The organism is Butyrivibrio sp. FCS014, from assembly GCF_000526935.1.
Classification (GTDB): Bacteria; Bacillota; Clostridia; order Lachnospirales; family Lachnospiraceae; genus Butyrivibrio.
On sequence record NZ_JAHA01000007.1, the window covers coordinates 423,103 to 449,867 of the forward strand.

Here is a 26,765-nt window from a genome sequence, read left to right on the forward strand (position 1 = left end):
GTTCCCGGATACCCCTTTTTGTTGGAAAGAGTGCCCATGATAAGAAGAAATGAGTTGGTTCGTTTAGGCATAGAGCAGGTCATTTGCGTTATTGCAATTTTGCTTTTAGTGTTTCTTTCTGTTGACGCAGGTAAGGATAAAGCAGATACGGATAATGCTGCTCTCATGGATATCAATGAAGGCTGGATTGATGAAGCCGGACAGGCGGTTGATCTATATGATCTTGCCCCGGGGAGGCATTCTGTTGTATTGGATATCAGTAAGCTGAGCACAAAAGGCAAGGCAATCTGCTTCAAGTCCATTGATACTACTTTTAAGGTCTATGCATCGGATGGGATGATCTGTGATTATAATCCCGTGATTCCGAGGCTCTTAGGTATTTCTTATGGTATGCAATATCATACCGTCCCAATTCCGGAGGGGAGCTCCTTTTTAAGACTGTATCTTGAACCGGTATTCGCAGATACCCCTGCAGGTATAAGAGATCTGGTTATCAGTGATGCAGGGCAGTATATGACAAGTGTCTTTAAAAGAAATCTCTTTTCATTTGGACAGAGTACGATAACTATAGTTATCGGAATTCTTTTTGTTATAGCCGGAGTAACGGGCCAGATCGTGATGAAATCGACAGGCATTGATTTCATATCTTTTGGTATAAGCTGTGTAATGGTTGGCTATATTGGATTCAATGATACCCTTCTTCTTCAGATACTGACAGGCCGTCCTGATATTATCAGGGTTACGGAGTATATGTGCCTGGCGTTCATATCGTTTCCTGCGCTTTCTTTCTTTTCCAGTATAACCGGAGAATCACATTCAAAGCTGTTATCAGGCATGTTTGCAGTATGCCTTTTTAATTATATTCTTCAGGTTGGTCTGACATATGACAGGTTGTCGGACTATTACTATCTTGTTTATATTTCTCAGGCCCTTATATTGGTTTGTTTTGCTATGGCAATAGTGCTTGTGGTCAGGGCTGTTCGTCGCAGGACGATCAAACCTGCACTGCTGCGCAGTGTGGCCTGGGGACTTGTATCCTGCATTTCCGGTGCTGTAATTGATGTGGTCCGCTTTAATTTTCTGCAGAGTTTCGGAAGTTTGACCTTTACCCGCATTGGAGTGCAGTTGTTTACTGCATTTATGGGAATTTATCTGTATAGGGATCACATCGATTCCCTTAAGAAGAAGCAGCAGGAGAGTGCTGTGTTTGCATCCGAGATATCAGAGGCTTTTGCCAAAGTCATTGATATGAAGGATACGTATACCTACGGCCATTCCAAGAGGGTGGCGCAATATACGGGCATGATCGCAAAAGAGATGGGATATGACGCTGAAACTGTGGAAAAGTATTATCGTATCGGTCTTTTGCATGATGTGGGTAAGATCGGAATACCCAAGGCTGTGCTTAATAAGCCCGGGAAGCTTACAGATGAAGAATATGACGAGATCAAGACCCATACTTTAAAGGGACATGAGGTGCTTAAAGATATAAGTGCCGTACCTGAACTTGCGGTAGGTGCGCTGTCCCACCACGAGAGGCATGACGGAAAAGGTTATCCTTATGGGCTTGCCGGTGATGATATTCCGCCGGTGGGACGTATCATTGCGGTGGCAGATGCTTTTGATGCAATGTATTCCGACAGACAATACCGTAAGCGTATGGAATTTGATAAGGTGATATCGATAATAAAAGAAGTCTCCGGAACCCAGCTCAATCCCGAAGTGGTTGAGGCGTTTTTAAGACTCGTTGCCAAAGGCGAAATAAAAGCAATAGACGTAAAAGAAACAGAACAAAATGATAACATCATGGAGGAGTAAGTACTCTGATCTAAGGATGCTCTCAGGTCTGCAGTGAGATCATGTCGGATATTCCTTCCCGGCTATAGTTAGCGATTGCTAACGTGATTATAACGCAACATTTCATTGTTAGCAATAGGTAACTTATGGTATTGCGATAAATATTTGGCATTTTACCATGTTGCATGGGCATTACTGTGCTATAATTATATGTACCGGCGGGAGGACCTAAACCTATGAAAAAATGGAAGATCTGGCAGATTGTTCTATTCGTAGCGTTGTGTGTGTGTATGAATGTGGGAGGCAAACTGGTGGCTGTCCATATGGAGTGGCCGTTATGGGCTGATTCCTTTGGAACGGCGCTGTGTGCCTGTATTGCCGGGCCTGTGTGCGGTGCCATTGTCGGCTGTACCGGGAACCTGGCTTATGCCATGGTAAATCACCTCTCGTTGTTCTATGCCCTTACCAGCATAGCTTTGGGCATTATTGTAGGTAATGCGGCCAAAAAGCGCTGGTTCGATCAATTCTACGGCTTCATGAAAGCTGCTTCTTTAGCTGTTCTTACGGCACTTGTGGTTTCTGTGCCCTTAAATCTTATTGTTCATAACGGTTATACGGGAAATAAATGGGGTGACGGCATTATCAGCTATCTTTTGAGCAGACAATGGCCACCCTTTATTTGTGCTGTGGCAGGACAGATGTCACTGGAATTTGCGGATAAAGTGCTCTGCATGGCTGCGGTATACATCGTTATCCTTTTAAGGCGGCAGCAGGACGGCCATATAAATGACAAGGCAGTTCAGCGGGGCACAGCTAAGGGAACGGTGATAGCTCTTTTGCTCTCCTTTGGACTTTCTATGTTTGCGCCGGCCCAGATCGCGGAGGCCAGAACCAATACGAGGCTCGTGGATTACAACGATTATGTACAGACTCTGTACAGCAGCAACAACGGACTTCCCTGCGGCGAAGCCAATGCCATAGCCCAGACCAACGACGGTGTTCTGTGGATCGGAACCTATGCAGGGCTCTACCGTTACAACGGCAGGGAGTTTAGGTGGATAGATGATTATGAATCCGTTAAAAACGTAAACTGTCTCTATGTGGACGAAGAGGGACGACTTTGGATCGGCACAAATGATAACGGACTGTCTATCGTTATCAGGGAAGAAGTGGTGAATGTGCTGGATATGTCCAGCGGACTTCCTTCCAACTCCGTAAGGAGCATCATAAGAGCTTCGGATGGATATTACTATGTCGGTACCAGCGGAAACATGCAGATACTGGTGATGAACAATGGACTTAAGGCTGTAAATACCCTTAACGACGTGAATTATGTGGAGAGCAGCAGTGCCGATGAGGCGGACCATGTGGCTGTGGTCACCTCAGACGGAACTCTTTTCCTTCTGAAAAAGGGCGAGATCATTGGAAGGATAGAGATGCCCAATGAAGAAGAGGAATTCAATTGCTGTGCCTTTGCACCGAACGGCACCCTTATGGTGGGTACCTCCACCAACCACATCTACAGCTACGATGTTTCCAACGACAACTTCAAACTCCTTACAGTTCTTCGCTGCGAGGACGTTGAGCATATCAACAACTTAAATTACATAAACAACGGAACCCTGTTCATTTCCACAGACAGCGGTGTGTCCTACATGGATGCAGGAGGTTACCACAAGCTCAATACCAATGAGTTCAACAACTCCATAGACAATATGCTCTATGACTACCAGGGAAATCTGTGGTTTACATCCTCAAGACTGGGACTTCTGCGCATGTCAAAATCACCTTTCAAGGATGTTTACGGATCCATAGGAATGGAGCGTAAGGTGGTGAACGCCATAGTTAAGTGGCAGGACAGTTACTACATCGGTACCGACAAGGGCCTGGATGTTGTGGACAAGAAGGGTGACAGGCAGATAACCAGCAATCTTACGGATGAGCTTGATGGAAAAAGAATCAGATGCCTGTATGTGGACAGCCATGAGCATCTGTGGGTATGTACCTACGGAAGCGGCCTGATGGAATATTCACCCACAGGTGAAAAGTGGGAATATAACGCAGATAACGGAAGCTTTGGCAACAAATCAAGGATTGTCACGGGGCTTTCCGACGGAACAATCCTGGCAGCGGGAGATACCGGAATCAGCTATATCAAAAATCACAAGATAGAGCGCACCATCGGTAACGAAGACGGCCTTATCAATTCCATGATCCTGACTCTCACGGAGCGCAGCGACGGAACTATCCTTGCCGGAACCGACGGCGACGGAATAGCTGTACTTAAGGACGGTAAGGTGGAACGGATGCTTACCAGAGAGAACGGCCTTAGCAGCGGAGTTATCCTTCGTACCATAAAGGATCCCAAGTCCGAGGGTGTGTTCCTGGTAACCAGTAACAGCCTTTGCTATATGGAACCCGATGAAAGCATCAGGATCCTCGATAAATTCCCGTACTTTAATAACTATGATATCTGGGTTAAGGACGAGGATACGCTATTCGTCATGTCCAGTGCCGGAATATACGTTGTAGGCCGTGATGAGCTGGTGGCAGGCGGAGAGATGGCCTGGGAGCTTCTGGATGCCAGAAGAGGCCTTGGAACCTCACTTACTGCGAACTCATGGAACTATTACAACGGTGACGGGGAGCTGTATCTTCCCTGCGATACCGGAGTTTATGTTATAGACGTGGAAAAATACAACACCGATGTGCGTTCCTATAGAATGCAGCTGGCATCCATCCGCATGGACGGAGTTTTGCAGCCCATTGCCCGTATGGGTGATATCACTGTGGGACAGGGCGTAAGCCGTGTGGAGCTGTCACCGGAGATCCTGAATTATACCATTCAGGAGCCGAACGTTGGATATATCCTTGAAGGCTATGATAATCAGTGGACTATTGTACCTCAGAACAGTCTGAACAATATTATCTATATAAATCTTCCTGCGGGACATTATACCTTCCGCCTTGCGATCTTTGACAGCGCCGGTGACAAGGTCCTTGAGGAACGCAAGTTTGGACTTGTTAAGGAAGGTGAACTCTATGAGAAGAGAGGCTTCAGGATATACATGGTACTTCTTCTCACCACCTTCGTTATCTGGGTTACATGGATGATAGTTCAAAGACAGCTGAACCAGCAGCAGTTCAAGATCAACATGGCCAATCAGACGGTTATGGCTATAGCGAATGCCGTCGATGCCAAGGACGTTCGAACTAACCAGCATTCCACCAGAGTTGCGGAGTATTCGGTGCTTATTGCCCAGGAAATGGGATGCTACAAGTGGTGGCAGAGAACAAGATTTTTGTCGAACTTAAGTAAAGCCGCCCAGATGCATGATATCGGTAAGATCGGAGTTCCGGACGGGGTTCTTAATAAAGTCGGAAGGCTCACGGATGATGAATATGTGAAGATGAAGTCCCACGTTTTAAGCGGTGCGGAGATTCTGAAAGACTTTACGCTGGTAGAGCATGTTGTGGATGGAACCAGATACCACCATGAGAGATATGACGGAAAGGGCTACCCCGATGGCCTGAAGGGAGAGGAGATACCTCTTTTTGCCAGGATAATAGGAGTGGCGGATGCCTTTGATGCCATGACTTCCAACCGTGTATACCGCAATCATATGGATACGGATTACGTTATGAATGAAATGAAGCGTGGACGCGGCACGCAGTTTGATCCGGAGGCTCTTGATGCATTCTTCCGCCTGGTGGAAAACGGAGAGATCAATCTGGATGCTATCTATGCTCAGAAGAGGGCGGAGATTGACAATGCAGAACAGGATGCAGAGTTAAAGCGCCGCGTTGAGGAAGACAAGAAGATTCAGGAAGCACAGATGAAGGGGGAAAGTAAGGACAGCTCTTCTGATGAGAAAGGAGCAAAGGTATGAAGCGGGAATATATCGTAACTTTTTTGACGTGTATTGTCATACTGGCTGCTTTCGTGGGATTGTTCAGGGTTCTGAATATAGGAGCCGAACGGGAGGATCTGACCATAGGATTCATCTACGACAATGACGAGAGTACACCCTATACCTATAACTTTTCTCTTTCGAAGGATGCTTTGGAAAAGAAATACGGAGAACAGGTGACGATCTTTACCAGCAGCAATGTGCTGGATGAGGAGATGGAAGAGCCCTTAAGAGAAATGGCAGCAAAGGGCTGCGACATCATTTTCTTCAATGGCTACAGCGATCTGGTATTAAAAATGGCGCCGGAATATCCCGATATTCAGTTCTGTCAGGCGTCCTATATGGATATGAGCGGGCAGAGCACTCCCGAAAATTATCACACCTTTAAGGGGGAGGCCTACCAGGGAAGATATGTCAGCGGCATTGCCGCAGGGAAGAAGATAAAGCAGATGATTGCTGATGGCGTTATAACCGCTGATCAGGCCATAGTGGGATTCGTTGCAGCGTTCCCCACCTCGGAGGTTATTTCCGGTTACACAGCATTTATTCTGGGGGTTCGTTCCGTAGTACCCGATGCGGTGATGAGGGTATGTTATACCAACACCTGGAGCAGTTACGCTCAGGAAAAGAGATCAGCTCAGAAACTTATAGAGGAAGGCTGCACTATCATCTCTCAGCATACCGACACCATCGGTCCGGCTATTGCCTGTGAAGAGGCTTCAGAAGAAGAGATACCGGTATACTTTGTGGGATACAACCAGAGTATGTCGGAGGTTGCTCCGGGTACATCTCTTGTAACCTCAAGGGTGTGCTGGGAACCTTACGTACTTGAGGCAGTGGATGCGATATTGCATGACAGGGATATTGAATCCGTGGTGACCGGACGTATCCACGGATCGGATGTTTCTGCGGGATTTGAAGAGGGATGGGTCGAGATGCTGGACTTAAACCTTCAGGTGGCAGCCCCGGGAACCCAGGAGGCCATGGATGCGGCCATAGAACAGTTTAAACGCGGCAATGGAGATTTCGTATTCAAGGGAAATTATAAGGGAGTTAATCCTGATGATCCTTCAGATACCATAAGTCTTACAAGTGGCTACAAGGAGAATGAAAATACTTCATATCCGCTGTTCCACTATATTTTGGAAGATGTTGTAACAATTGAAGAGTAGAACGGATTAAAACGGGGACGCTAAGGCAAGGCCAAGCGTCCCCGTTATTTTTATTATTTCAGCCGCTTTTCTAGCGCTCTGTACATGCTAAGAAGCGTCGGTGTTTCAGCCTTTATTGTATCAATATCTTCGTTCTTGCCTGCCAGCTCCAGCATCCTTGCCAGCTCGGACAGATCTGATGCACCAACAGTGCGGGCCGAGCTTTTAAGAGAATGAACTAAAGTGGTGTAGGTCTCAATATTTCCGTCATTAAGGGCGTTCTCTATCTTCTCGGACTTAAGTGGTATGGAGTCGGCAAAGACCTTAAGGGCTTCAAGATAATCTTCTATGTCGCCGCACATGAAGATTCCAAGATCCGTATCCAGTCCTTCAAGTTTAAGAAGCTCATCGGGAAGGGCAGCATGTTCATCCATGTGCTGTATGGCTTCCTCAGAGGATTTCTCCCTAAGATCAGTCTCTTTTACGGTTCCCTCATGCATATTGTATTCGGTGTCTTCATCGATCATGCCGAGCATGATATCAGCAAAACGCTCATCAAACTGGGTGCCTTTTCCCTTTTCGATCTGCTCTCTTACCTTCGCCTGAGGCATGAGTTCACGGTAGCTTCTGTTGCTGGTCATGGCGTCATAGGCGTCCGCAACAGCTATGATCCTGGCTTCCTCCGGGATCTCATTTCCCTTCAGACCGTCAGGATAGCCCCGGCCGTCGATCCTCTCGTGGTGCCATCTTGCGCCGAAGGCAAGCTTTGGCATTTCTTTTATATTCTTAAGGATCTTGTTTCCAACAACAGGGTGCTTTTTGATCTCGGCGAATTCCTCGTCGGTAAGCCTTGAAGTCTTATTGATGATCACGTCAGGAACGCCGATCTTACCGACATCATGCAAAAGACCCATCATGTAGATCTCATCCTGTCTCGTCTCGTCGTAGCCGTATCTTTTGGCAATCTCTTTTGAATAGGCGGCAACACGGCCGGAGTGACCGTTGGTATAGGTGTCCTTGGCGTCTATGGCTTCCGCCAGAGTCTGTACCACGTGGAGCGTAAGGCGGGTGTTCTCTCTGGCTTTTTTCTCTACCTCTTTTGCCAGATCCTTATGAAGACGCTCGAACTCTATGGTGCGCTTAACTCTGAGATTGAGAATATCAGGAACAACAGGCTTACGTATAAAGTCCACCGCCCCAAGGTGCAGGGCCCTGGTCTCCGTGCCGATATCCTCATCTCCTGTAAAGAATATAACAGGTATGGTGCACTCAGGATCGGGGCGCTCACGGAGCTTTTCAAGAGTCTCAAAGCCGTTCATTCCGGGCATGATCACATCAAGAAGGATAAGGTCCGGAAGGGGAACCATTCCCTCCACATAGTTTAAAAGCTCTTCTCCGGAGGAGAGCTTTGTCACCTTTATACCGTTTTTGGTAAGAACATTTGACACATGCTCGCGGTTATCATTGTCATCGTCAACCACAACAACCCAGTACATATGAAAGTCTCCTTCCTTAGCTTAGAATGGCCTCAACAGCCGCTATGAGAGCGGGGCGTCCCTCTGACTTGGATACGATGCCGTCTGCTTTGAATTCGCTGTCAGCGTTGGCTTCATCCGCATCATCGAGACCTGTCCTGTAAAGCACAGGGATATCTTTAAGATCCCCGTTGGAACGGATGGCCTTAAGTACCTCGGGGCCTGACATTACAGGCATTGCGTAGTCAAGAAGAACAAGGTCCGGTTTCTGTCCGGCAATGAGCTTTAAAGCATCCTCTCCGGAGGTTGCCTTCTGGACACTGTGTCCTGCCTTTTCCAGCCAGCGGCCTGTCATGGCCAGCATATCTTCATCGTCGTCAATAAGCAGTATGTTACTCATATTTCTTCCTCCTGATCTTAGAAGTTATTTATATCAGACTCTTCATTACCGTAAACAGTTCATCGGGCTCTATGGGCTTTGCCAGGTGGGCGTTCATTCCTGCCTCAAAGGAGAGCCTCACATCCTCATCCAGCGCATTGGCGGTAAGGGCGATGATGGGTATTGTGGCTGCATCGGCCCTGTTTAATTTGCGGATCGCTCTGGTTGCATCAATACCGTTCATCTTAGGCATCCTGATGTCCATCAGTATCGCGTCATAGGTGCCAACGGCGCTTTCTTCAAACAGCTTTACCGCTGCTTCGCCGTCGGAGGCATAATCTGCAGTGATATCGTTCATCCCAAGGAGCTTTTCCATGATGCGGGCATTTAGATCCATGTCCTCTGCAAGGATCACCCTGCTGCCGCTTAAAGCTGCAGCTCTTCTGGACTTCATGGAATCCAGCTTCCTTTCCGCCAGGATCTTGCCCAGCTCCTCCTTGAGGTTGTCCGCAAACATGGGCTTTGCAAGGAAGCCGTCAACTCCAGCCTTAAAGGCTTCCTCCATGATCTCGTACCAGTTGTAGGTAGTAAGAACAATGGCTACATCTTCCCTGCCAAAGATTTCCCTGATGCGCTTTGTGAGCTCTATGCCGTCCATCTCCGGCATCTTCCAGTCGATAAGCAGGAGATTAAAGGGCGGCTTATGGCCCGGCAGGTTCTTAAACATGGACAGGGCATCTTCACCGCTTTGAACATACTCGGATTCAACACCTATGCGGCGAAGGATCATCTTAGCGTGCTCGCAGGCAGTGATATCATCGTCCACGATAAGTACCCGAAGAAGGGCAGGATCGAAGGAATATCTGCTGCTTTGGGCATCGCTGCAGATTCCGAAGGGAATGTAGACCGTGAAAACAGATCCCTTTCCTTTTTCGGAGGTCACATCTATATGTCCTCCCATCATGTCGACGATGTTACTTGTGATGGCAAGACCAAGCCCGGTGTTGCCGGTGCGAACCCCGGCAGCAGTTGTCTCTTTTGCAAAGGGCTCAAAGAGCTGCGGCAGATCCTCCGGATCTATGCCCTTGCCGGTATCCGCTATCTCAAAAGCAATGGTAGCCGTGGAATTGGTTCGCTCTGTCTCTTTTACCGTAAAAGAGACACTGCCTCCCGCAGAGGTGTAGGTAACCGCATTCTCCAGAATGTTAAAGAGCACCTGCTTGAGCTTTAAGTCATCGCCTATGTAGTGGTCATCCAGTTGGCCCACCACGTTGCAGTTGAAGGCAAGCTCCTTGTCATCACACTTGGATTCGGTTACGGTATTGATCTGCTCCAGCATGCTTCCGAAGGAGAAATCCTCCTCCTTGAGCTTCATGCTTCCTGATTCTATAAGACTCATTTCCAGTATGTCATTGATAAGGGAAATGAGGTGCCTTGCGCTGTCTCCGATCTGGGTTATGATCTGTCTTGTGTCGTCATCAAGATCGGGCTTTCTAAGGGCTATATTGTAAAGTCCCACGATGTCGTTCATGGGAGTTCTTATCTCATGGCTCATGTTGGAGAGGAAAGCTGTCTTTGCAAGATTTGCCCGCTCGGCCTCCGCAAGGGCTCTGGTGAGCATCTGCTTCTTTTCCTCCTCAACCACTTTGAGGGCAACTTTGGAGGCTTCTTCGCTGTTCTCATAGTTGCTCAGTACATCCGACAGTATTTCCTTGAGAGCGCGGTACCTGGAAAGAAGCACCGGAATGTCCCTGGAAAGAGCAGCGCTGTCACCGGCTTTTGCCGCCATCTCCATGGCCTTTGCCTTGACGGATACCTCCATTGCACCAATGGCTGCGGAGGTGCTCTTTAAGGAGTGCACGTTGATGGCAAGGGCCTCAAGGTCGCCGTCCTTGAGGTTGTTCTCGATCTGGGTCGCCTTTACGTCAATGGACATGGCGTAGGTCTCAATCGCAAAGATGTAGTCCTCCGCATCGCCGCAATACTCTATGCCCTTTTCGGGAACCAGCTGAGGATAGTCGAAGATCACCTTCGGGAGCTTTGAGAGCTCGTCATCCTCGGCCTCACTCTGTGTGCCGCTGGTTAATATTATGGAGTCCTGAGGGAGGTATTTGATCATCATACGCTCCATCTCATCGATGTTTACGGGCTTTGACAGGTAATCGGTAAAGCCGGCCTTAAGCATCTTCTCCTTGTCCCCGTACACCGCACTGGCGGTAAGAGAGATGATGGGGGTCTTCTCATATTTATCGGGATAGAGTTCCTTTAGTTTGAAAAGGGTCTCGATTCCGTTCATCTGCGGCATTCTGTAATCCAGAAATACCATGTCATAGTGCTCGTTTCCGAACTTCTCGATGCATTCGGCTCCGCTGGTGGCAACATCGATGTGGATCTTGGTGCGCTTAAGAAGTCCCGCTATAACCTGTAGGTTCATGGGGGTATCATCCACTACAAGGAGGCTAAGACCCGGAGCCGTAAACAGTGAGCGCTTGCTGCGGGTGGCGGTGGCCTCATCGTTGTGGGGGACCGGATCGAATTCACCCACCGGTGCCCAGTCCGAAACTTTCTGAGTAAGGACAAAAGAGAACCTGGAGCCTTCTTCGTAACGGCTCTCCACCTTTAATTCGCTTCCCATAATGGAAAGGAGCTGTCTTGTTATGGCAAGTCCAAGGCCCGTTCCCTCAATGGTCCTGGTCTTTTTCAGGTCCAGACGGTCAAAGGGCTCAAACAGACGCTGCATGTCCTCGTTGCGGATTCCGATTCCGGTATCTGTAACGGAAACCTCGTAGCTTACGCTGTCCTCGTCCTTGTCCTTAAGGGTTATCTCAAAGTCTACGTGACCTTTTTCGGTGTACTTAACGGCATTGGTAAGGATGTTGGTGATGACCTGTTTTACGCGGATCTCATCGCCGACAAGATGGGCAGGAAGGGTAGGGTCAACCTTGAAATTAAGGTCAAGTCCCTTGGCTTCGGCCCTGAACTGCACCAGGTTATAAAGGTCCACCACAAGAGAGGAGAGGGAGTACTCTTCATGCTCAAGAGTCATCTTTCCGGTCTCTATCTTTGAGAAATCCAGGATGTCGCTGATGATGCCAAGAAGGCTCACACCGGCTTTCCTGATATTTTCCGAGTAGTCCAGGATCACGGAATTGTCGGTCTCTCTCTGTATCATCTCGTTCATTCCAAGGATGGCGGTGATGGGAGTCCTTATCTCGTGGCTCATGTTGGAGAGGAATGCGCTCTTTGAGTTGTTGGCCTGCTCAGCCTGCTCCAGGGCATAGGAGAGGGCGCGGACTCTTTCCTTTTCTTCGGCGGCAATCCTGTTCTCGGTAATATCCTCAATGAAAACATAGTAAACTTCACCGTATCCCGTGAGAGTAGCAAAATGTCCGTAGTCATCCACCCATCTTAAGGAGCCATCCTTTCTGATTATCCGGTATACCACATAATCAATGTTCCTTCGGTTTGAGGGATGATGGATCTGCTGGTCTATGGAGCTCTGGATCTCCTCGTAATCCTCAGGATGCACCATTCCCTTAAAGGTGTTGCCTGTAAGCTCCCTGAAGTCTTCCACCGTTTCACATCCGTAGATGTCGCAGGTGGACTGGTTGACATACAGAAGTTCCATGGTATCATCAGCGCGGTAGATAAAGAAGCCGCCGGGCATCTGTTCCGCCAGCCACTCAGCTGCGGACATTCCTTCCTTTGAGGGGATGGTATTCATAATTTCATCGCTTATATGTCTGTTAAGTTGCATTGAGATACCTCTTAATCTTGATCTGTCTTACTTAGGGCGGTTTCAAGTTCTGTTCCAAGGTCCGAATATTTAAGGACGAATCCCGGAAGGATTTCTTTAAGGGAATCGGCGTCGCTGTTTTTGGCTGCGGCTTCGATTTGTGCTGCCGTCTCCGAAAGCTCGTCCGCTCCGATGGCACGGGAGGTGCTCTTTACGGAGTGGGCAAGGAGCGAGAGATCATCAAGGTCTTCACTTTTCCAAAGTTCTTCAAGGCGGGCAGACTTTTCTTTTGCCGAGTCCGCAAAAACCTTCAGCGCTTCAATATATTCCTCTTCATCGCCGCAGTAATCGATTCCGTGCTCTATGTTGAGCTGCTTTATGGAAGTGATGGCTTCCGGCAGTGTATATGCCGTATCCGACGCTTCAGCCTCAGGTTTTGGGGCTGTTTTATGCACCTTTTCCTTTGGAAGATACTTAAGAAGCATCTGCTCCATGCCAAACAGGGTCACAGGCTTTGTCAGGTAGTCGGTAAAGCCGGCCTTTAACATCATCTCTTTTCCGCCGGAGAGAACATTGGCGGTAAGGCAGACGATTGGTGTCTTTGCGGCTTCCTTGGGGTAGAGCTTATGTAGCTGAGTTAGGGTCTCCACGCCGTCCATATTGGGCATGCGCTGATCAAGGAAGACCATGTCGTACTCATTATCCCGGAAAAGAGCTATGCACTCCGCGCCGCTCTCCGCAGTATCCACCTTCATTCCATTCCCCTTTAGAAGTCCGCAGACCACCTGAAGGTTCATGGGAGTGTCATCAACAATGAGGATCCTTGCATCCGGGGCAGTGAAGGAAGCGGCTCGCTTTCTGTGATGCCTGCCGGTGTCTGTATCCACGGGCTCAAACTTGCCGATCGGGGTTCTGTCCGCAATTCCCTGGTGAAGAAGGAAGGAGAAGCGGGATCCGGTGCCGTATTCGCTGGTGACGTGAATCTCGCTGTTCATCATGGACAGAAGGTTCTGGCTTATGGCAAGGCCAAGGCCCGATCCCTCGATGGTTCCGGTTTTCTCAAGATCCAGCCTGTCAAAAGCGGAATAGAGCTTGCTCATATCCTCGGCCCTGATGCCGATTCCGGTGTCCTCAACAGCAACTTCCATGGTAAAAGAGTCATCATCCATGGACATGAGGCTTACGTTAAGCTTTACTGAGCCCTCCTTGGTGTACTTCGCTGCATTGGAGAGGATATTGGTCATTACCTGTCGGATCTTTTGCACATCTCCGATGGGGGAGGTGGGCAGTTTTTCATCTATCTGCATTTCAAAAAGCAGGTCTTTTTCCTCTGCCTTTGCAATGACCATGATCTGCAGTTCGCTTATAAGCTCAGGCAGGGAATAAGGCGCATTCACCAGTTCCATGCGGCCGGCCTCGATCTTGGAAAAATCAAGGATATCATTGATTATGCCAAGGAGGCTCTCGCCGGCCTTTTCTATGTTCTCGGAGTAGTGGACTATCTTCTCGTCGTTGCTCTCCAGCTGGATCATCTCGTTCATGCCGAGGATGGCGGTGATGGGAGTCCTTATCTCATGGGACATGTTGGAGACGAAATTTGTCTTCATCTGATTGGCAAGCCGGGTGCGCTTAAGGTCTCTTATAGCAAGGACGATCACCAGCAGCGCAATAAGAAGGGACAGTGCCAGGAACAGCCACAGGTTATCCCGCACCATATCCCGGAAAGTATAGGTATAAAGCTCATCCGAATAGTGATTGGACACCTCTCTCGGGTACTCCGAGCCGATTACCTTGATCCCGCGATTGAGGAGCTTTAAAAGTCCCTCGTTTCCGATCTTTACACCAAAGCACCGGTCATCGGGGCTGGTCAGCTGCCTGGAATACAAGCCCTTGTATTTGCTGTTTTTCAGTATCTCATTGGCACGAAGGCCGTTGAGGGTTGTGGCATCTGCCGTACCCTTTAGAACGGCGTTTAGGCACGCATCTATATCAGGGAAAAGAACTATCTTCGCCTCGGGGAAGCTTGTGAGGATGTAATAGTACTGCATTCTGTTGTTTTCATTTACAGCAAAGGTAAGACTTCCGGCGTTTTCATACTCGTTTTTGTAGACCAGCTCAGTGATGGCGGAAACCACAGGTGAGGACTGGTATATGCCGTTTTCCTCGGAGTAGAAGAGGCCTCCCCCTGCAGGGAAGCAGACATCTATTTTCTCGTCCCTTATATCAGAGATCATGTCGTCGTAGTTGTCGTAGCCGGTGTAGGTCACCTCAATATCCGTCAGTGCCATGTCCGTCAGCATACGGGGAATGATCTCTTTTACGATACCTGTCACGTTCCCTGCGCTGTCGGTGGAACTGTAGGGAAGGTAGTTATTTAGGTATCCGACCTTTAAAGAGGAGTTCTCTGCAGCCCACGCTCTTTCAGCCTCCGAGAAGGTGTGGCTGGAAACGCTGGAGGAGTAGTATTTGCTTCGCAGGGTGCTGATATAATTGGGATCCTCCATGGCAAGAAGGGACTGGGCCTGATCAAGCTCCGCAAGAAGATCCGGACGGCTTTTGCTGACGCAGAGGTAATAATCGGAGGTTCCGAAGGTGCAGATGACTTCAGCGTGATCACGGCCGTAGGCACCGTCGCCCTCAGCGGCAAGGATATCAACTTCCTTATTGTCGAAGGCATCAAAAAGCGACTCGTAATCATCGAAGGTGACAACCTGCGCGTTTATGGACTGTTCATTCAGATACCCCTCAAGGATATCCACGATTGCGCTCTGAAGGACACCGATTCTTTTCCCTGAAACGGAAGAGGGAGAGTAGGTGACCGAGGTGTCGTCATCGTGTTTTACAAGGGTGTAGATCTCATTTCCCATGGGAGATGAGGGATAGCCGATTATATCCAGGCGGTCTTCGCGCTTTGCAAGACCCGCAAGAAGGTCGATGTCTCCGGAAAGCAGCATGTCATAGAGCTCGCCAAAACCGCCGTAGACATACTCATAGTTCCAGCCGGTGTACTCCGAGAGCTTGCGGTAATATTCATAGGCATAGCCCGTCTTCACAGCGTCGGGAGAGGCCCCTTCCTCAAAGACCTCATTCTCGTAATAGCCGACCCTTACGACGTCTGCAGTATTGTCGGCGGCAAGAACCCTGCCCTGATTCGGGAAAAGAGCTGTGAACAGAAGAAGGACTATGGCGCATATCGCTGCTTTTTTTACGGATTTTCTCATAGGCTGTCAATCCTCTTTAACTTTCCCGGCAGCCCAAAGGGGAATCAGTGTCAGAAGAACAAGGACTACTCCTGCCAGGAAAAGCGCATTGGTTGGAAGGTACTCGGTAAAGCCGTATTCATCGGTGAATTCACCGCTTCTTTTGATAATGGGATTGGAAATAAGGGGAGCCACCACCATAGGGATCAGCACGTAGAAGATAATGCGGATTCCCTCAAACTGGCCCCTGGCGTCCTCAGGATAAAGGCGCTTGGACCACACGGTGACGGTCTGAAGAAACAGCATATAGCCGATTCCCACGAACAATACTCCCAAAAGCAGATGAGGATTCCAGATGGAACCGGGATTTACGTTGGTTGGTGACACGAAAAGACCGATGACCAGAAGCCCCAGGGCATTGATGATAACAGCGCCAAGAACGATCAGCGAAGATTTGCCTTGCTGAATGAGCTTAATGGCAGGGATAGTGGTGAACATGGCCACAAGGAGCCCCACTCCCTCAATAAGGCCCATGGTATCAGCGGTAAAGCCCAGGTAGTAGATCATGAAATTCCCAAGATGGGAAAAATATACGTTAAAGGATATGAAGTACACTGCAAGCATCAGGTTTACAAACACAAGCTCCCGGTGCTTCAAATACTCTTTTACATTGAATATGGAAAAGAACTGGCTTGAAAAGCTTCCTTTTACCGAGGGGCGAAGGTTTTCTGAGTCCCTCATCCACAGAAGGGATACGATTCCAAGAAGGATGACGCTTCCGCCTATAACAACGAAAAGACGCATGTAGTTGTCGTCAGCTCCCACAAGAAGTCCACCAAGGACAGTTCCCACGATGGTTCCGATAACGGGCTGGACAGCGAGGGCTGCGCCTAAGGATCCGGAGTTATCGGGGTTCATGTGGTCGTTTATCCAGGCGTTAAAGCCGATGTCATTTCCCATGGATCCAAAGAAGCTCATTACGGCATCAGCGGCGACAACTGCGAAGGCAACGCCTGCGATGGACGCGGTCTTGCTGTCATTTCGAAGAAACTGTGTGGCTCCGAAAAGAATGGTGAATATGCCCCACAGGATATAGCCAAAGGAGATGAGGCTCTTACGGTTGCCCTTTCTGTCGGAGATACAGCCGAAAAGGAATGTGGAGATGGTGGTGGCCAAGGCGGATATGGCAAGCATCCAGGAAATTATGGTGGGATCCTTGGCAATCTTGGCATAAACAAAGGTGTTGAACCATTGATTCTCCATGTTCCAGCACAGTTGTCCCGCAAGGCCCAAAAGCCATATCATAATCCAGAATGAAATTCCGTTTTTCTTAGATTCCGTCTGCATCAAGGTGCCTCCTGTCTATACTATTAATCATACTACAAACAGTTAATTAAATGCTGTTTTTTTGTATGGTTAGTTATTTTTTTATTAGCTTCATCCGGACTAATTAGTCGCATGTTGGAGGATTGCCCGGGATTAACATTGTTGTATAATGGTTAATGGAAAAAAGTTTTTGATATAGGAGCGTGAGGAATGAAAAAAAGGATTATTAAGAAGCTGCTTGCCTTTTCCATTGCGGGGGCAATGACGGTTACAGCGGCAGGATGCGGCAATACTGCGCCTGCGGAGCCGGCAGCCGAGGAGACTGCTGCAGACGAGGCTGCTGCGGAAGAGACAGCTGAGGAAACCGTGGAAGAACCGGCTCAGGAAGAGCCTGCAGAAGAAGCCGAAGAGGATCTTGTTACCGGAGAAAATATGCTGAGCAACGGAGATTTTTCAGCAGGTGTTGACCCCTGGCTTTCTTTCTGTCAGGACGGTGAGTGCTCACTTCTTTTGACCAAGGAGGGAGAACTGGATGTAAGCATCAACAGCGTAGGCACCGTTGCCCACGGCGTGCAGATCTACCACGACGGATTTTCGCTGGATGAGGGATGCGTCTACAAGATAAGCTTTGATGCATACAGCAATATCGAGAGAACCGGAGAGATGCGTTTCCAGTTAAACGGCGGTGATTATCACGCCTACTACCAGGAGATCGTGGAATTCGGAACAGAAATGCAGCACTATGAGTACACCTTCACCATGAAGGAAACCAGTGATCCTGCACCGAGGTTCTGCTTCAACATAGGAATGGTTGACAGCTTTGCCGAGGATCCGGGACCACACCATGTTTATTTTGACAACTTTGAACTGACCCTTGAGGATGCATCAGGCAAGGTTGCAGGAAGCGGAGAGATTGATATGCCGGATATCGCAATTAACCAGATCGGATATCTCCCAGATGCCTACAAGAGCGCAACTCTCACAGGAGATGCCCTTAATCAGACCGCAAAGCTTGTGAATGAGGACAGCGGTAAGGCTGTACTTGAGGCACAGATCGGCGCCGGCACAGATGATCCCGATGCCGGAGAAAAAGATGCTTTGTTTGATTTCTCATCTGTTAAGGATGAGGGAGCTTATCACATAGAAGCGGGGGATGTTGTATCAGCCTCCTTCAGGATTGCTAAGGATGTATACGATGACGTATTCAAGGCATCCATAAAGATGTTGTACTACCAGCGCTGCGGCACTGAGCTTACAAGCGACCTTGCGGGAGTATTTGCTCATCCTGTCTGCCACAACGACAAGGCGGTTCTCTATGAGGACAGCTCTGTAAGCCTTGATGTTTCCGGCGGCTGGCACGATGCCGGTGACTACGGAAGATATTCCGTAGCAGGAGCAAAGGCAGCAGCAGACCTTCTTCTTGCCTATGAGAATTATCCGGGAGTATTTGGAGATGATGTTGGAATTCCCGAGAGCGGCAACGGAATCCCTGACATACTGGATGAAGCTAAGTACGAGCTTGACTGGCTCTTTAAGATGCAAAGAGAAGACGGCGGCGTTTACCACAAGGTTACCTGCAGAAACTTCCCCGGAGAGATCATGCCCGAGGAGGAGACAGACCAGCTGGTTATCATGCCTGTTTCCACAACAGCAACAGGAGACTTTGCAGGTGTTATGGCCATCGCCGCAAGAGTATATGAGAAGACAGACAAGGCCTATGCAGACAAGTGCCTTGAGGCTGCAAAGAAAGCAGCGCAGTATCTTGATGTAACTCCCAGAGATTCAAAGGGTTACAAGAATCCCAGCACCGTTTCCACCGGTGAATATGAGGACGTAGTTGATATCGACGAGAGATTCTGGGCATACGCAGAGCTCTTTAAGACAACAGGCGATGCAGCTTATGAGAAGTCAATGTCAGGAGAGCTTGCACTTAACGGTTATTCCCTTGGATGGCAGGGAGTTGCAGGCTACGCAGGATATGCATATCTGACAGCCAAGCCCACTGACAAGGATACCCTTGCCAAGGTTAAGGAAGAAGCTCAGAAGATGGGCAAGAGCATTGTTGATAATGCTGCAACCTATCCCTACGGCTCATCCATCATTGGCGACTATCCTTGGGGAAGTAACCTTACCATCGCCAACAACGGTCAGTACCTGTTCATGATGAAGGGACTTATCGATTCCGATGACAGGGTTGCAGCAGACAAGCAGCTTAACTACCTGTTCGGCAATAACGCAACAGGCTACTGCTTTGTAACAGGATACGGCAGCATCTATCCCGAGCACCCTCACCACAGGCCTTCTCAGGCACTGGGCGTGACTGTACCCGGAATGGTTGTGGGCGGCCCCAACAACGGCCTCAACGACCCTTACGTACAGAACGTACTTAAGGATAAGCCCAGCGCCAAGTGCTACGCCGACAACTCCCAGAGCTACTCTACAAACGAGATCACCATTTACTGGAACTCACCGCTGATCTATCTGCTGGCAGCAGAGATCAACGGGTAAATGAGCTGTCTGGGCGCGTGAGATCGACTTGTTTGAGAAAATCAGAAATCGACGAAGGTGCGATGACCTGATCAATTTTTTATAAATGATGTGCATGCCCCGGTGTGCCTCCAGGCGGAGGCCGCCGGGGCTTTTTTGCGGATGACCTATCGTCTGCCGCGGCGAACTTACAAGATTTCGATGATTTCGGCAAGGCATTTCCGACGCATTTGTCTGTTATGGAGCTATGCGTCGGTAGTATTTACGATAAAATGTGCGGAATTCGCAAAACGCAAACGCTATCCCGATAACCAAGTGCTCAAACAGGCTTTTTGTCGATATAGCGTCAAGTTTTGGGGCTATTTTACCGACTCAATCAGCTTGTAGAATGCTTTGCGTCGGAGAGGGCTACAATCCACTGTAAAGCAAGGAAAATGATAAATGCAGTGGAGAGATACAAAAAATAATAAACCGAAACCGAAAATACAAAAATAGTTTCCAATATGATTGCTCGTATGATTGCCCATGTGATATTATCGTCAAGTTGCTTAACAAACGCAGCCACAAAAAAGAGATAAAAGCACACAAAGAAAGGGTACGAACAATTATGAGAAACACAAATATGTTTAATAAAACAATGACTCAGATTTTTGCAGTTGCTGCAGGTGTAGTTATTACACTTCAGCCCGTTACAGCTTTTGCAGCAGATGCAAATGAGGTTGATATAGAGGTTGAGTCAGTTGAGGCTGCTGAGACAGTTGAGACAACTGAGGAGACAGCTGAGGTTGTAGCTGAGAGCACAGTTGATGCAGTAGTTGCTGACGACGAGGAAGTAGTTGAGGTTGTTGAGACAGCAGAAGTTACAGAAGAGACTGTAGATGCAGACGTTGTTACAGACGAGACTGTTGCAACTGAGGAGACTGTAGAGGCTGTTGAGGCTACAGAGGATACAGCTGTTGTATCTGATGAAGTAGTTGAGGCCGCTGAGACAGCAGAAACAACACCCGTCTATGATAAGAAGGCAGCAAGCTACCTCAAGACAGCTGCTAAGGACAACGCTCTTCTTTCAGTAAATTCAATCAGCGAAGGTCTTGCAGCTACAAACCAGGTTTCAAGATGTCGTGAGATGGCTACAAAGCTTCTTGTATTCCAGTACAAGTATGTATATGGCCAGACAGTTATCGGAACAGCCTATGATATGGGCCACGGTGACAACAACTACATCATGCTTGAGATGAAGGATCCTACAACAGGTGAGATCTATCAGAAGTACTTCGATTTCTATATGCAGGATTCCAACGGAAACAATGTAAGCAATGCTTTCAAGTATCACACTGTAGACAGAATCACAATCGTTGAGAAGGATGCTCCTACAGGCGAGAAGAAGATTGGTTTCATCAAGTATCCCGTATTCGCAGCAAAGAGCAACGGTAACGTTGTTATGGATATCAACACATACAGCCAGCTCTTAAGTGATGAGTTCATCGCTTCAGTTGAGAACGCAGCAAACGCTGAGTGATCATGATAAAGTAACACCCACAAATTGCTAACCCATGTAAACCCATATAAAATAATCGTCATTAAACAGGCTGTTCCGCAAGGAATGGCCTGTTTAATTTTGCAGAAAAAATCGCGGCAATCGTAAATGCAAAAATCCTTCCATAAATGGTATCATTATTACATGACATTCTAATCGGAGGGCCAATCATATGATCACTATTTCTCTTGATGAATACGGCGATTTCGAATACGACAACAAAACCCCTTTGTTTATAGGTGGATTGGTTTATGATGACAAAGAAACTAAAGACCAGCCCCATGTTGAAGAGTGGACCGAGAGGGAGCGAATCCGCGCCTATTACAGAAAGGTGATCGCCGACGCAGCAGCAGAGGCGGCTTCAGCACCCGAAGCTGCTCCGGAAACCCCATTTTCTGATTCCACGTCGGCTCCGGCAACAACGCCCACACCGGCGCCCGCGCCTTCCGGCTTCATATATCCTGCGGCATTGCATTCCAACGGGGACAAAGATCGTGATCATGATGTTATCCGCCCCGTAAAAAACAAGGTTGCGGAGACCCTGCCTGAGTTCATAACTCACGGCACTTACGGCGGTCAGACTCTTGTAAACGAACACGGCAAAAAGATACCGCCCCGCAAGGGTGAGTATCACTTATTTGTAATGCTAAAAAGTGATGAGGGCAAAAAGCGCCTTCTGGCTTCTCATGCCAGCATGCTTGCAAATGATGACTGGGGTGCCAACAGATATTTTCACATGGCAAGTTCCGTGGTGAATCGTCTTATTTTCCATAATCCCTTATACACCGCCGGTCATGCCGGCGCCATAAATATTGATATTGCCACCAGGTCTACCGGCAGTGTAGACCAGCTTCCTGCTGATCTTGTGGCAGAGTTCAAGCAGCAGGCATACCGTGAGAACAATGCAGGAGGTAACCACAGATACTATAGCCTTATGAACGCTGAGATTTACAGGACTCTTATCGCTCAGGAAATGGTCAATAGCGGCAACACCTCCGTGCAGATAGATAATCTCTATGTCAAATCAATCCAGTATGTACCCGGCAAACCGATGATGGAGTTTTTGTATCTTTCCGACAGCCTGTGCTCCATGCTGGGTTTTGAACTTGAAGGTGACAGCGCTGATGACTGGCTTGGCCAGATCATAGAGCGCTCAGACAATATAAATCCCGACAACGAGAATCTGATATTCGGCTACGATGAGATAGATAACGCCTTTTCAAAGGCCTGGGCCTGTTTTGAGAACAAGGAGTATTTTGAGGCACTCTCCATCGCCTTTGATACCAGGCAGATTCCCGGAGCTTTTGCCGAGCACTACAGAAAGGTCTGGTTCCCGTATCTTGAGAAAAGAATCAGAGAACGGATCAATCCGGTTCTTTTCACTGCAAATGTCAGTGACCTGTCCGAGCTCATCTTCACCAATAACCTTGATCAGGAAAAGCTTCTTTATCTCATGCGGCAGATAGAGATGATGGTGGACAGCGTGGCAGATAAGTACCGCAGCAAGGACATGCTTTCTTCCACTCTGTACAAGCTCTACGACACCGGAATGTCCGCTTTTGGTTATATTGGAGAAACGGATAAAGCACTGGAATATTATGAGAAGTGCCGGCAGTACGCCTATTACGTAAGCCTGGACGACTTCCTTCTTACCAATAACAAGCTCATAGTCTGCCTTATGGACAACTTTGAGTGGGACAAGGCCCTGGAGCTGGGCCTTAAGAATGTGGAGAATCAGCAGCAGGTATCGAGCTTAAAACGAGAGCTCCTGGGTACCGGTGAGAGCTCAAACTTCCTTAGCGAAGCCAAGGCTCTAAGCCAGCTGGCGCAGGTTTATGCCCAGAAAAGAGATCCCAAGGCCGCCGACGTTTTCAGACAAGCCATGAGTAAGATGATCCCCGGCAGCTCAAACTACAAGATCACGCAGTCATACCTTCTTCATTACCTGGCTGATACAGATCAGAAGGATGCCTTTGACGAAGAGATGCTGGATTATTTTGACGGGCAGAGAACTTACAACCAGCGTCTTACATACATCCTGAATTTCGATGAGAAATCCGACTCGAATTTTTCCACAGAGTATGTTCTGTATGTACTGGTAAGAGGCCTGTACTGCTTCCACAGGGATGTAATAGATGACAATCTGTGGAAAAAACTCTGCGACATGGATGATAAGCTTACAAAGAAATCCGGAAGAAGACCCAGCGGACATCCCTGGGAGATCACCTATACTTATCTTGCGATCCTTGCATATGAAAGAAATGATGTGGACGCCGGATTGGAATTTGAGAAGCTCAGAAGAGAGTGCCTGTCGGACAAGGGAAATATCCTCAGGGCCATAGATGAATTCGGGCAGATAATGATTGCTGACCACCGAGGGGATATAGCGGCCAGAGACGAAAAGACAAAGCTTCTTGCAGAGTTTCTTAAGGAAGCCTACAGCTCTTTTGCCGAAAAAGAATTCTCGCAGGACGGCGATGAAAGATATAGAGAACTTCAGCAATACTTTACATTCATGTACAGTTAATTGAATAACAAAGGGGGAAACGTATGGGGACAAGTATTGATAAGAGGACCAAGTGGAGCTATTGCGTTGGAGCGACGGGGCGAGATGCGTCCTACGTTCTGGTGAGCATGTTTGTGCTGACCTACATTCAGTACACCATGAAGCTGACGGTGGCGCAGTTTTCTGTGATCACTGTGGCCATGGTCATCTGCATGATCTGGGATGCGGTGAACGATCTGATGATGAGCACCATCATTGAGAACTGCCATTTTAAAAGCGGAAAGTTCCGGCCCTTTATTCTGGGAGGAGCTTTGATAAACTCGGTGGTTCTGGTGGCGATGTTCACCATAAGGCCGACAGGCTGGGGGTTTGTATTTTTCTTTTCCCTGATCTATCTGTTGTGGGGCATGACCTACACCGTGAATGATATCGCATACTGGGGCATGCTTCCAAGCCTTACCAGTGACCCCAAGGAGAGGGATTCGCTGGTTACTCTCATGGGCGTGTTTGTGTGCATCGGACAGTTCCTGACTGCGGGCATTGTGCCCATAGTCATTGCAGGAAATGCTGTCATCGCTTTCAGGACCATAGCTCTTGTGATTGCCCTTGGACTCATCGCCTTTCAGACACTGACATTCTGGGGTGTTACGGAGAATCCAAGGCAGGACAACAAGGACAAGGTGAACCTTAAGAGCATGGCCAGAATCCTTTTTAGAAACGACCAGCTCATTATCGTAGGCATCGCTTATATCCTTTTCTGCGTGGGGCAGCAGCTTCTTCTGCTTCTTGGGGTAAATTTCTTTTACTTTGAATTCGGCTATTCTGCCGCAGGAAGCCTCATCACCATATTTACCGTGATGTACGGGCTTGGCACTCTGGCTGCGCAGTTCGTGTATCCCCAGCTCTCATCCAGGATCAGCAGGAAAAGAATCATCACTGTCTGCATCTGTGCTCTCATAGCGGGATATCTGCTGTTTTTGTCCTTTGGATATCTGATCCCGATGAACGTTATCTTACTGAACGCTACGGGACTTCTCATTTTCTTTTTCCAGGGGCTGTTCAGCCTGGCCTTCATCGTAATGGTGAACAATACCATAGAGTACGATGAATACAGGTTTGGGGAGCGCCACGACAGTATAATCTCAGCCATAAGGTCTTTTGCCACAAAGCTCTCGGGAGCTCTGAATCAGGGGGCAGCGTCTCTCATACTCATCATAAGCGGGATATATGCGGTGAGTCAGAATATCAGCGCGCTGGAAGTTGAAGTGGGGAACGGAACCTTAGACAGCGCCACGGCTCTTGGTCTGGCGGATGGGTACATAGCAGGGGTTCTTCCTTCCCAGACCCTGACCCTGAGGCTTGGCATGGTGTTTGTGCCGCTGGTGGTGATGATAGCTTCGTACCTTATCGTAAGCCGCGGCTATAAGATCGATGAAAAAGAGTATGACAGGCTTGTGGCCGAGATTGAAAAACGGAAATAAGCTTCCCGGGATTTCATATTTCTTTTGCCCGAAGAAAAGATGATTCGTATAAACATACAGAACATAAATTTTCGGACAGGAGGAATCGCCATGAGAAACAGTAAGTTTAAAACCTGGTTGAAAAAGGTAAGGCAGATCATTCGCAGGACCAGAAACGGCGGCGATGACAATCTTATTCTTCAGGTTTAGAAAAGGTCATAAAGGTCACCTTTCTATATAAAAAGAAAGCGTAAGTGGGTAAAACCGCTTACGCTTTCTTGATGTCTGAAAGCAGAATCGAGTAAGAACAGTCTGCTCGATTGCCGGGACTTAAATTTGATGAATTGCTATCAAAGGAGCTTCTTCATCTCGTCATATACGAACTGAACCTTAGGTCCTACGATAACCTGAACGGCTGTCTTGGAAGGACGGATAACACCGGGAACGCCGGCTTTCTTGATGGCCTTCTCGTCAACCTTGGTGTAATCGTTGATCTCGCAGCGAACTCTGGTTGCGCAGTAGTCGAACTCTTTGATGTTCTCCTTGCCGCCGAGGCCTGCGATAACTGCCTGTGCGATAGCTGTGAAGTTATCGTTGGCAAGATCAAGGCTTACCTCATCCTCTTCATCATCTTCACGACCGGGTGTCTTGAGGTCGAACTTGGTGATGACGAAACGGAATACGAAATAGTAGATAACTGCGAATACAAGGCCGATAGGGATAAGAAGCAGAGGATTAACTGCCATGGGAGCCTTGAAGCTCAGTATGTAGTCTACAAGTCCTGCTGAGAAGTTGAAACCAAGTCTCAGAGGAAGAAGCGTACAGATAACTGCTGAAACACCTGTGAGAAGCGCATGTACAAGGTAGAGGCCGGGAGCCATGAACATGAATGCGAACTCAAGGGGCTCTGTGATACCTGTGAAGAAGGATGCAAGTGAACCGGCCAGAAGCAGAGAAGCAGCGGCCTTCTTCTTGGAATCCTTAGCTGTGTGATACATTGCAAGAGCGCCTGCAGGAAGACCGAACATCATGATAGGGAAGAATCCTGTCATGTACTGGCCGGTAACACCCTTAACTGCGCCTTCAGCGCCTGACCAGAAGAGGCCGAGGTCGTTGATGTTTGCTGTATCAAACCAGAATACGGCGTTGAGAGCGTGGTGCAGTCCCAGAGGGATAAGTGCACGGTTAAGCATTGCATAGATACCTGATCCAACTGCGCCAAGACCAAGGATGGCTGTACCGAATGCAACAAGTGCTGTGAAGATAAGGGGCCATACAAAGTAAAGGACAACGGATACAAGAACAGAGCATACAGCTGTGATGATGGCTACGCATCTCTTACCACTGAAGAATGCCAGCCAGTCAGGAAGTTTGGTGTCTTTGAATCTGTTATAGCAGGTAGATCCGATAACACCGGCAAGAATACCAATGAACGCATTGCTGATCTTGCCAAAGGCTGCGGGAACTTCAGATACATCAACACCTCTGTACATGGCAACAGCGCCTGAACTTAAGAGTGTGGTGATCATCAGGAATGAAACAAGACCTGCAAGAGCACTTGTTCCATCGTGGTCCTTTGCTGTTCCTACAGCAACACCGATTGCAAACAGAATCGGGATCTGGTCAATGATCGCAGAAGCAGCCTTGATAAGGAATGCCGCGATAACACTGTTTGCGCCCCAACCTGTCGGATCGATCCAGTAACCGATACCGTACAGTACACCTGCAGCGGGAAGAACGGCTACCGGAAGCATTAAAGCTTTTCCGATCTTTTGTAAATACTTCATCATACTACTTTCC

Annotated in this window: 13 protein-coding genes; 7 read left to right on the forward strand and 6 right to left on the reverse strand. The window is 48.3% G+C overall.

Annotated features, from left to right (window positions below; all coding sequences use genetic code 11):
- Positions 1–36 precede the first annotated feature (36 nt).
- The 3 genes from T456_RS21240 to T456_RS0108620 all read left to right on the forward strand — a co-directional run bounded on the left by T456_RS21240 (position 37) and on the right by T456_RS0108620 (position 6,880).
- Complete coding sequence (locus tag T456_RS21240; protein WP_024865789.1) at positions 37–1,818, forward strand: HD-GYP domain-containing protein; 1,782 nt, start codon at positions 37–39, stop codon at positions 1,816–1,818.
- 215 nt (positions 1,819–2,033) lie between these two features.
- Positions 2,034–5,687: an HD domain-containing phosphohydrolase gene (locus T456_RS0108615; protein WP_024865790.1), complete on the forward strand. Its 3,654-nt coding sequence runs from the start codon at positions 2,034–2,036 to the stop codon at positions 5,685–5,687.
- The gene (locus tag T456_RS0108620) at positions 5,684–6,880 is read left to right on the forward strand and encodes a BMP family ABC transporter substrate-binding protein (protein WP_024865791.1); all 1,197 of its coding nucleotides are present in this window, start codon (positions 5,684–5,686) and stop codon (positions 6,878–6,880) included. Before T456_RS0108615 ends, T456_RS0108620 begins: the two co-directional genes overlap by 4 nt.
- Positions 6,881–6,933: 53 nt before the next feature.
- Here T456_RS0108620 and T456_RS0108625 read toward each other — a convergent pair whose 3' ends face one another.
- Genes T456_RS0108625 through T456_RS19620 form a run of 5 tightly spaced genes read right to left on the reverse strand, consistent with a single transcriptional unit; the run spans position 6,934 to position 16,996 of the window.
- The gene (locus T456_RS0108625) at positions 6,934–8,355 is read right to left on the reverse strand and encodes an HD domain-containing phosphohydrolase (RefSeq protein WP_024865792.1); all 1,422 of its coding nucleotides are present in this window, start codon (positions 8,353–8,355) and stop codon (positions 6,934–6,936) included.
- Between the two features lie 16 nt (positions 8,356–8,371).
- The gene (locus T456_RS19600; protein WP_024865793.1) at positions 8,372–8,734 is read right to left on the reverse strand and encodes a response regulator; all 363 of its coding nucleotides are present in this window, start codon (positions 8,732–8,734) and stop codon (positions 8,372–8,374) included.
- 28 nt (positions 8,735–8,762) lie between these two features.
- Positions 8,763–12,470 (reverse strand): PAS domain-containing hybrid sensor histidine kinase/response regulator, encoded by a 3,708-nt coding sequence (locus tag T456_RS21245; protein WP_024865794.1) that lies wholly within the window; start codon positions 12,468–12,470, stop codon positions 8,763–8,765.
- Positions 12,471–12,481: 11 nt separating this feature from the next.
- On the reverse strand, positions 12,482–15,670 hold the full coding sequence (locus T456_RS21250) for a response regulator (RefSeq protein WP_051464996.1): 3,189 nt from the start codon (positions 15,668–15,670) through the stop codon (positions 12,482–12,484).
- Positions 15,671–15,676: 6 nt separating this feature from the next.
- On the reverse strand, positions 15,677–16,996 hold the full coding sequence (locus T456_RS19620; protein ID WP_035801503.1) for an MFS transporter: 1,320 nt from the start codon (positions 16,994–16,996) through the stop codon (positions 15,677–15,679).
- Positions 16,997–17,185: 189 nt separating this feature from the next.
- On the opposite strand from T456_RS19620, the gene T456_RS0108650 reads away from it, so the two are divergent.
- From T456_RS0108650 to T456_RS0108665, 4 genes are all read left to right on the forward strand, one after another.
- Positions 17,186–19,483 (forward strand): glycoside hydrolase family 9 protein, encoded by a 2,298-nt coding sequence (locus T456_RS0108650; RefSeq protein ID WP_024865795.1) that lies wholly within the window; start codon positions 17,186–17,188, stop codon positions 19,481–19,483.
- A gap of 601 nt (positions 19,484–20,084) precedes the next feature.
- On the forward strand, positions 20,085–20,981 hold the full coding sequence (locus T456_RS0108655) for a hypothetical protein (protein WP_024865796.1): 897 nt from the start codon (positions 20,085–20,087) through the stop codon (positions 20,979–20,981).
- Positions 20,982–21,171: 190 nt separating this feature from the next.
- Positions 21,172–23,526 (forward strand): hypothetical protein, encoded by a 2,355-nt coding sequence (locus tag T456_RS0108660; protein ID WP_024865797.1) that lies wholly within the window; start codon positions 21,172–21,174, stop codon positions 23,524–23,526.
- Positions 23,527–23,549: 23 nt separating this feature from the next.
- Positions 23,550–24,986, forward strand: coding sequence for a glycoside-pentoside-hexuronide (GPH):cation symporter (locus T456_RS0108665; RefSeq protein ID WP_024865798.1), 1,437 nt, complete (start codon positions 23,550–23,552; stop codon positions 24,984–24,986).
- A 329-nt stretch (positions 24,987–25,315) separates the two neighbouring features.
- On the opposite strand, the gene nagE is transcribed toward T456_RS0108665, so the two are convergent.
- Positions 25,316–26,755, reverse strand: coding sequence for an N-acetylglucosamine-specific PTS transporter subunit IIBC (nagE, locus tag T456_RS0108675; RefSeq protein ID WP_024865799.1), 1,440 nt, complete (start codon positions 26,753–26,755; stop codon positions 25,316–25,318).
- Between the last annotated feature and the right edge of the window lie 10 nt (positions 26,756–26,765).